The 9,195-nt window shown below is 73.9% G+C and carries 4 protein-coding genes; 3 read left to right on the top strand and 1 reads right to left on the bottom strand.

Annotated elements, in window-relative coordinates:
- A partial coding sequence (locus I4I78_RS25795; RefSeq protein WP_218614088.1) for a hypothetical protein occupies positions 1-873 on the bottom strand: 873 nt, incomplete at its 3' end.
- Between the two features lie 286 nt (positions 874-1,159).
- On the opposite strand from I4I78_RS25795, the gene I4I78_RS25800 reads away from it, so the two are divergent.
- From I4I78_RS25800 to I4I78_RS25810, 3 genes are all read left to right on the top strand, one after another.
- Complete coding sequence (locus I4I78_RS25800; RefSeq protein WP_218614089.1) at positions 1,160-2,008, top strand: siderophore-interacting protein; 849 nt, start codon at positions 1,160-1,162, stop codon at positions 2,006-2,008.
- Positions 2,009-2,181: 173 nt separating this feature from the next.
- Positions 2,182-5,811 carry a transcription-repair coupling factor gene (gene mfd / locus I4I78_RS25805; protein WP_218614091.1) on the top strand — a complete coding sequence of 1,210 codons (3,630 nt, stop codon included), beginning with the start codon at positions 2,182-2,184 and terminating at the stop codon, positions 5,809-5,811.
- Positions 5,812-5,874: 63 nt separating this feature from the next.
- Positions 5,875-9,195: S41 family peptidase (locus I4I78_RS25810; protein WP_218614090.1), on the top strand; the 3,321-nt coding region annotated here is incomplete at its 3' end.

Consider the following 9,195-nt stretch of genomic DNA (forward strand, 5'->3'; position numbering starts at 1 on the left):
GGCGACCTCGGCGCGGAACTCCTCGGGCTGCAGCGGGGCCAGGTCGGACACGCGCAGGAAGTCGCCCAGCGTGGTGCCGGTGGCGCCGCTGTCGACGTTGCGCGGGCCCTTGTCGGCCCGGACGTCGTCGAGGTTGATCGTGCGCAGGTCGTAGGAGAACCGCGTCACGCCCGACGTGTTCGGGGCCGAGGCGTGCAGGTGGTTCGACGAGAACATGAAGATGTCGCCCGAGTCGCCGGCGATGCGGATCTCACCGCGGGACTCGAACTCCTCGAGCGGGACCGGGTGCGGGCGGGTGTCGGCGGTGGTGTTCGCCGCCGCCGCACCGCGGTGCTTGGTCACCCACTCGTCGTAGTCGTACTGGTTCGACGCGTTCTTCACCGGCTTGTCGAAATAGTCGGTGAACATGCTCATCACGTTGTCGCCGACCACCGGGAAGACCGGCGTCCAGTAGTTCACGAGCTGCTGTGGGTGGCCGTACCACATGTCCCGGTGCGCCTTGTAGTTGTAGCTCACGCCGGCGGTCAGGAACTGGTCGGCCGGAATGACGCGCAGCCGCGGGATGTCGAAGTAGGTGCGCTCCGGGTCCACCCCGAGGTCGGTGGCGAACCGCTGGCAGATCTCCTTGGTGCGCTGCCCGTTGGTGAACTCGCGCTTCAACGGCTCGACCCGGCGGATGAACTCGTCGACGTCCATCTCGTACTGGGCGCGCTCGGGGTCGAGGCCCTCGAACGCCTGGCCGATCAGGTCCTTCGCGTGGTCCGCGAGGGCGTCCGCACCGCTGATGTCGGTGTAGAGGTAGAAATTGCCCTCGAAGAGCGATTCGCGACGTTCGTCGTCCCCGATTCGCCGATTCAGATAAACCGTGATCAACGCGCTTCTCCCTCTGTACGCACCCCGAGCGCCCGGCTGACGGCAGGTACGCTACTCGCCCGTTCTGCAGAAGTCGTACTAACGCAGATAGTAGTGACCGTCTACTAACCGGAATCGTAGTAAGCGGGGATCGACTCCGGAGAGTGCTCGATCGCTTCCGGTAAGTGGTCGTGATCATCGGCGGTGTGAGTCGTGCGACCCCGCCGCGCCGCCGCTGCCTGGACCGGTTCCCCGCCGTCGTGCTTAGCTGAGGCTTCGCTCAGTCAGCGGCAGTGGTGGGGGAACGATGACGACCGTCCAGGAGAGCCACCCGAGGGTGCGGGTGGTCGAGGTGAACCGGATCTCCGACGCGTTCCTGCGCGCCGAGCTGGAGGGGTCGGCGTTGGCCGGACTCGAGCTGCCGGGGGTTCCGGACGAGGCGTGCGTGTTCTACTTCCCGCTGCCCGAGGGCGGCCACGACCACCTCGGTCGCTGGTACACGCTGCGCCGGGTCACCCCGGACGCCACCCGGGCCACGATCGACGTCCTCTGCCACGACGGCGGGGTCGGTGCCGGCTGGGCGCGCCGCGCCGCCGTCGGGGACGAGCTCGGGATCTCGCGGGTCAACAGCTGGTTCCGCCGCCCCGCGGACGCCCGCTGGCAGGTCCTGATCGGCGACGCCGCCGTGCTCCCGGCGATCGCCCGGATCGTGGAGGAGAGCCCGGACGGGCTGGCGACCGAGGTGGTCGCCGAGCTGACCGAGGGATCCGAGCAGGCCCAGGGCGCCGAGATCCCTCCGATGCCCTCCGGTGCCCGCGTGCGCCGGGTGTCGGCGGCCCCGGGCACCAGCGCGCTCGACGAGATCGTGCGCGGTCTCGAGCTGCCGGACGGGCCGGGCTACGTCTACGTCTGCGGCGAGGCGGCGGCCACCCGCGCCGCGCGCAAGGTGCTGCGCCACGAGCGCGGCCTGCGCCCGGTCGACTACGGCGTCCTCGGCTACTGGCGCCGCGACGCCGAGCGTTTCCGCAAGCGCTACGAGGCCGCCCCGGACCGGTTCGCGCAGGCCTGGGCCGAGGCCGAGGCGGGCGGTGGCGGCGACGAGGAACGCGTACTCGATCTCTACGAGTCGAAGCTCTCCGAGGCCGGGCTGATCTGAGCCGCCGCGCCCGGCGGACCGGCCGGGCCCGGGCGTATCCTCGGGGTGACATCCCAGTCGTGATATCCCAATCGTGACATCCCAGTCGGGACATCCCACCCGGACCCCGTGACCCGGGCAGGGGTCTGTCCTGTGCGTCCCCACCTCGAGGAGCCTGCGCCGTCGTGGCCATCCTGTCCGGCCTGCTCACCTCCGCCCTGTCCGACTCCGGTCTCCGCGCGGCGGTCGACGCCGCCCGTGCCGCCGACCCGCGCCTGGCGCAGACCCCGGCCGTCCGCGTCGAGGGACCGACCGCCCTGCGCCCGCTGCTGACCGCGGGACTGGCCGGCGAGGGCTCCGCCGACGCCGGTGCCCGGTCCACGGTGCTGGCCGTGACCGCCACCGACCGGGAGGCCGAGGACCTCGCGGCCGCGGTCGCCGACCTGCTCGCCGCGACCCCGACCGAGGACGACCCGGTCCTGTCCGGCCTGGCCACCGACCCGGTCGTGGTGCTGCCGTCCTGGGAGACGCTGCCGCACGAACGCCTGTCCCCGCGCGCGGACACCGTCGCCCGGCGGCTGACGATCTTCCGCAGGCTCGCGTCGCCGGAGACCGTGCCCCGGGTCGTCGTCGCGGCCGCGCGCAGCCTGATCCAGCCGATCGCGCCCGGGCTCGGCGGGCTCGCGCCGGTCGCGCTGCGGGCCGGCGACGAGTACGAGTTCGAGGCCCTGCTGGAACGCCTGGTCGAGCTCGCCTACACCCGCGTCGAGATGGTCACCGGGCGCGGCGAGTTCGCCGTCCGCGGCGGCATCCTGGACATCTTCCCGCCGACCGCGGAGAGCCCGGTCCGCGTCGAGTTCTGGGGTGACGAGGTCTCCGAGCTGCGGACGTTCGCGGTCGCCGACCAGCGCTCCGTCGAGCCGGTCGACGAGGTCGTCGCCACCGCCTGCCGGGAGCTGCTGCTCACCGCGCCGGTGCGCGAGCGCGCCGCGACGCTGGCCGCCGCGCAGCCCGAGCAGGCCGGCCTGAACCGCAACCCGCTGCGCGAGCTGCTCGACCACCTCTCGCAGGGCATCCCGAGCGAGGGCATGGAGTCGCTGGTCCCGGTCCTGGTGGGCCAGGAGATGGACCTGCTCACCGACCTCCTCCCGGCCGGGTCCCGGGTCCTGCTCGCCGACCCGGAGCGGATCCGCACCCGCTGCGCGGACCTGGTCCGGACCGGGCAGGAGTTCCTCGAGGCGTCCTGGTTGGCGACCGGCTCCGGTGGCGCGGCCCCGATCGACGTCGGCGGCTCGGCCTACCGCGGCCTGGCCGAGGTGCTCGAGCACGCCACCGCGTCCGGACGCCCGGTGATCGGGCTGTCCCCGCTGCTCTCCGGCGCCGAGGACGTGCTGGTGCCCGCCGTGCACGAGATCGAGCCCTACCGCGGCGACATCGACCGCGCGTTGGTCGACCTGCGTGCGCACACCGCGGCCGGCGGCGCGGCGGTGCTGGTGCTGGCCGGGCACGGCACCGCGTCCCGGTCGCTGGAGCAGCTGCGCGAGGCGGAGGTGCCGGCGACGCTGGTCGAGGACCTGACCGAGGTCCCGGACAAGGGCATGGTCACCGTCACCTGCGGTCGGATCCTGAACGGGTTCACCGCCACCGAGATCGGGCTGGTGCTGCTCTCCGAGGCGGACCTGACCGGCAGCCGGGCCGGGATGGACTCGGCGCCGAAGAAGATGCCGGCCCGGCGCCGCAACGCCGTCGACCTGGCCGCGCTGCAGACCGGCGACTACGTGGTGCACAACCAGCACGGCATCGGCAAGTTCGTCGAGATGCGCGAGCGCACCGTGCAGGGCGCCACCCGCGAGTACCTGGTGCTGGAGTACGCCTCGTCCAAGCGCGGGCAGCCCGCGGACCGGCTGTTCGTGCCGACCGACGCCCTGGACGAGATCAGCCGCTACGTCGGCGGCGAGCAGCCGACGGTCAACAAGCTCGGCGGCGGCGACTGGGCCAAGACCAAGGGCCGGGCCCGCAAGGCGGTGCGCGACATCGCGGCCGGGCTGGTGCAGCTCTACGCGGCGCGCCAGGCCTCGCCCGGGCACGCGTTCGGCGCGGACACCCCGTGGCAGCGCGAGCTCGAGGACGCGTTCCCGTTCACCGAGACCCCGGACCAGATCTCGGCGATCGACGAGGTCAAGGGGGACATGGAGCGCGCGGTCCCGATGGACCGGGTGATCTCCGGCGACGTCGGGTTCGGCAAGACCGAGATCGCGGTGCGGGCGGCGTTCAAGGCGGTGCAGGACGGCAAGCAGGTCGCCGTGCTGGTGCCGACGACGCTGCTGGCCACCCAGCACCTGTCCACGTTCTCCGACCGGATGCGCGCGTTCCCGGTGACGGTCAAGGGCCTGTCCCGGTTCACCGACCCCGGCGAGGCGAAGCAGACGATCGAGGGGCTGACCGAGGGCACGGTCGACGTCGTCGTCGGGACGCACCGGCTGCTGCAGTCCGGCGTGCGCTGGAAGGACCTCGGCCTGGTCGTCGTCGACGAGGAGCAGCGCTTCGGCGTCGAGCACAAGGAGCACATCACGGCGCTGCGCGCACACGTCGACGTGCTGACGCTGTCCGCGACCCCGATCCCGCGGACGCTGGAGATGAGCCTGGCCGGCATCCGCGAGATGTCGACGATCGCGACGCCGCCGGAGGACCGGCACCCGACCCTGACCTACGTCGGCGCCTACGACACCAAGCAGGTCGGCGCCGCGATCCGGCGCGAGCTGCTGCGCGACGGCCAGGTCTTCTACGTGCACAACCGGGTGTCCTCGATCGACAAGGCCGCGAAGACGCTGCAGGACCTGGTGCCCGAGGCCCGGATCGCGGTCGCGCACGGGCAGATGAACGAGGACGTCCTCGAACGCACCGTCAACGGGTTCTGGCACAACGAGTACGACGTGCTGGTCTGCACGACGATCGTGGAGAACGGCCTGGACATCTCGAACGCGAACACCCTGATCGTGGAGCGCAGCGACACCCTCGGGCTGTCCCAGCTGCACCAGCTGCGCGGCCGGGTCGGGCGCGGGCGCGAGCGCGGCTACGCCTACTTCCTGTTCCCGCCCGAGCACCCGCTGACCGAGACCGCGCACGACCGGCTCGCCACGATCGCCCAGCACTCCGAGCTCGGCTCCGGCGCCGCGGTCGCGATGAAGGACCTGGAGATCCGCGGCGCGGGCAACATCCTCGGCGCGGAACAGAGCGGCCACATCGCCGGCGTCGGGTTCGACCTCTACATCCGCCTCGTCGGCGAGGCGGTGGCCGCGTTCCGCAAGCAGTCCGGCGGCGACGGCGCGGAGGAGCCGGAGCAGCTGGCCGAGGTGCGGGTGGACCTGCCGGTCGACGCGCACGTCCCGCACGACTACGTCGACGGCGAGCGGCTGCGCCTGGAGGTCTACCGCAAGATCGCCGAGGCCTCCGACGAGGAGTCGCTGACCGCGATCGTCGAGGAGCTCACCGACCGCTACGGCGAGCCGCCGACCCCCGTGCTCAACCTGCTGGCGGTGGCCCGGTTCCGGCAGCTGTGCCGCCGGCTCGGCGTCGCGGAGGTGGCCGCGGCCGGGACACAGATCCGGATCGGCCCGGTCACGCTGCCGGACTCGGCCCAGATGCGGCTCAAGCGGCTGCACCCGAAGTCGGGGTACAAGCCGGCGTCGGGGCTGGTCACGGTGCCCAAACCGGTCGAGGGTGGACGGATCGGCGGTCCCGCGGTGCGCGACACGGCCCTGCTGGACTGGTGCGCCGAGCTGCTCGGGCAGCTGGTCCCGGCACCCGCCACCGCTCCGGCCTGACCATCCGGCGGGGCGGCCGATCACCCGGCACGAATCGTCGGTGCCGGGAGATAAGTTCGGTCCATGGCCCACCTGCGCTTCCCGCACCTGCACGGCGACACCCTGGTCTTCACGGCCGAGGACGACGTGTGGACGGCGCCGCTGGCCGGTGGCCGGGCCTACCGGCTGACCGCTGACTCGGTGCCGGTGTCGACGCCGCGGATCTCCCCGGACGGCTCCCGGGTCGCCTGGGCGTCGCGGCGCGACGGGGCCCGCGAGACCTACGTCGCCGACGTCGGGGGCGGCGGGGCCCGGCGGCTGACCTACTGGGGCGACCCGACGGGCGCCTGCGCCGGGTGGACCCCGGACGGCGACGTCGTCGCGCTGACGAGCAACGAGGACGCGACGAGCAGGCGCTGGGCCTACGCGATCCCGGCCGACGGTGGCGCCCCGCGGCTGCTGCCCTACGGACCGCTGGCCGCGCTCGCGCTCGACGCCGGTACCGGGGCCGTCGCGGTCCTGACCCACGGCGCCCGCGAGGCGGCCTGGTGGAAGCGCTACCGCGGCGGCACCGCCGGCAAGATCTGGCTCGACGCCGACGGGTCCGGCGAGTTCGCCCGGATCGGGGCCGAACTGGACGGGCAGCTCGAGTGCCCGATGCTCGTCGCGTCCGACGGCGGGACGCGGCTGGCGTTCCTGTCCGACCACGAGGGCTGGGGCAACCTCTACTCGCTGGCCCTGGACGGGACCGGCCTGCGCCGGCACAGCGACCACGGCTCCGAGGGCGCGCCCGCGTTCTACGCCCGGCACGCCTCGACCGACGGGCGGCGGGTGGTCTACGAGTCCGCCGGGGCGCTGTGGATCGTCGACTCCCTCGATGCCGATGCGTCGCCGCGGCGGCTGGAGGTCACCCTGGGCGGGCCGCGCTCGGCGCGCGAGCCGTTCCGGGCGACGATCGCCCGCGACCTCGGCGGGGTGTACCCGGACCGGACGGGACGCACCAGCATCGCCACCGTCCGCGGCACCGTGCACCGGCTCACCCACCGCGACGGCCCGGCCCGCACGCTGCTCGCCGAGCCGGGTGTCCGGGCCCGGATGGCGCACCCGCTGGGTGACGACCGCGCCGTCTGGGTCGACGACGCCGAGGGCGAGGACGCGGTCTGCGTCGCCCCGCTCGACGCCCGGGCCGACGGAGCCGGCCCGCCCCGCCGCTACGGGGCGGGCGAGGTCGGGCGCGTGCTGGAGCTGACCGCGGCACCGGACGGGTCGGCGGTCGCGCTGGCCACGCACGACGGCCGGCTGCTGGTGCTCGACCTCGGTCCGAAACCCGGGACGCTGCGGGAGCTGGCCCGCGGCGGGGCCGGCGAGGTGGCGGACCTGAGCTGGTCGCCGGACAGCGCCTGGCTGGCGTTCTGCGACCCGCCCGAGCCCGGCCTGTCCCGGATCGTGCTGGCCCGGGTGTCCGACGGCGAGCTGGTCGAGGTCACCCCGGCCCGCTTCCACGACAGCGACCCGGTGTTCACCTCCGACGGGAAGTACCTGGCGTTCCTGTCCCGACGGGTGTTCGACCCCAGCTACGACCACCACGCGTTCGACCTGGCGTTCCAGACCGGGTGGAAGCCGTTCCTGGTCCCGCTGGCCGCACGCACGCCGTCGCCGTTCGGGGCCGGCCCGGACGGCAGGCCCGTGACGCCGGGGGAGGAGGGCCCGGAGGACCCGCCGGCGCCGGGCCGGGGCGGCGGGCCCCGCGGCGAGGAGGACCCCGCCGACGCCGACGCCGACGCCGATGCCGAGGCGGACGCGGAGGCCGACGCCCCGGTCGGGGAGAAGCCGAAGAAGGACCCGAAGGCCCCGCCGGAGGTGGTCGTCGACGCCGACGGGCTCGCCGACCGCGTCGTCGGGATCCCGGTGGAGGCGGGCCGCTACGTCTCCATGACCGCGGGCAAGGGCTGCCTGCTCTGGCTGCACCACCCCGCGTCGGGGGTGCTCGGGGACAGCCGCGCCGACGACGAGGCCGAGCACGAACGCCCGTGGCTGGAGCGCTACGACCTGGCCAAGCGCACGCTGACCACGATCGCCGACCCGGGCGGCCCCTTCGCGGTCAGCGGCGACGGCACCCGGGTCGTGCTCCGCGACCGCGCGAAGCTGCGCGTGCTGCGCACCGACCGCGCGGGCTCGTCGGCGCCCTCGGACGACGACAACGGCAGCTCCGACGAGTTCGACATCGACACCCGCCGGCTCGTGGTCACCGTGGACCCCACCGCGGAGTGGCGCCAGATGTTCGACGAGGTGGTGCGCCTGATGCGCGACCACTTCTGGGTCGCGGACATGGCCGGCGTCGACTGGGACGCCGAGGCGGCCCGCTACCGGCCGCTCGTCGACGGGCTGGGTAGCCACGACGACCTGGTGGACCTGCTCTGGGAGCTGCACGGCGAGCTCGGGACCTCGCACGCCTACGTCATGCCGACGCGGTTCACCGGCGACGCCACCGGACGCCCGGGCCTGCTCGGCGCCGACCTCGAACCCTCTCCCGGGTCCGGGTCCGGGGACGGGGGCGGTTGGCGGGTGCGACGGGTGCTGCCCCCGGAGTCGTCCGCCCCGGCCGCGCGCAGCCCGCTGTCCGGCCCCGGCGTCGACGTCCGGGCCGGCGACGTGATCGTCGAGGTGGGAGGCGAGCCGGTCGACCCGGCGTGGGGCCCGGCCCCGCTGCTGCTCTCCCGCGCCGACCGCCTCGTCGAGCTGACCGTCCGGTCCGGGCCGGAGCGCGAGGACGCGGGCGAGCTCCGTCGCGTCGTCGTCCGGCCGCTGCGTTCGGAGGAGGAGCTGCGCTACCAGGACCGGGTCGCCGCACTGCGCGCCGAGGTCGCCGAACGCTCCGGAGGACGGCTGGGCTACCTGCACGTGCCGGACATGATGGCGCCGGGCTGGGCGCAGCTGCACCGGGACCTGGCCCGCGAGACCGCGCGCGACGGGCTGATCCTGGACGTGCGCGGCAACCGGGGCGGGCACACCTCGCAGCTGGTCGTGGAGAAGCTCGCCCGTACCGTGATCGGCTGGGACCTGCCGCGCCACCGCACGCCGAGCACCTACCCGGAGGACGCCCCGCGCGGCCCGATCGTCGCGCTGGCCGACGAGCTGTCCGGCTCCGACGGTGACATCGTCACCGCGGCGATCAAGCGACTCGGGATCGGGCCGGTGATCGGCGTCCGCACCTGGGGCGGTGTGATCGGGATCGACGGCCGCTACGGGCTCGTCGACGGCACCCGCGTCACCCAGCCCCGCTACGCCACCTGGTTCGACGACTCCGGATGGGGCATGGAGAACCACGGCGTCGACCCGGACGAGGAGGTCGTGATCTCGCCCCAGGACTGGGTCGCCGGCCGCGACCCGCAGCTCGACCGCGCG

It is taken from the genome of Pseudonocardia sp. KRD291 (assembly GCF_019263595.1).
Classification (GTDB): Bacteria; Actinomycetota; Actinomycetes; order Mycobacteriales; family Pseudonocardiaceae; genus Pseudonocardia.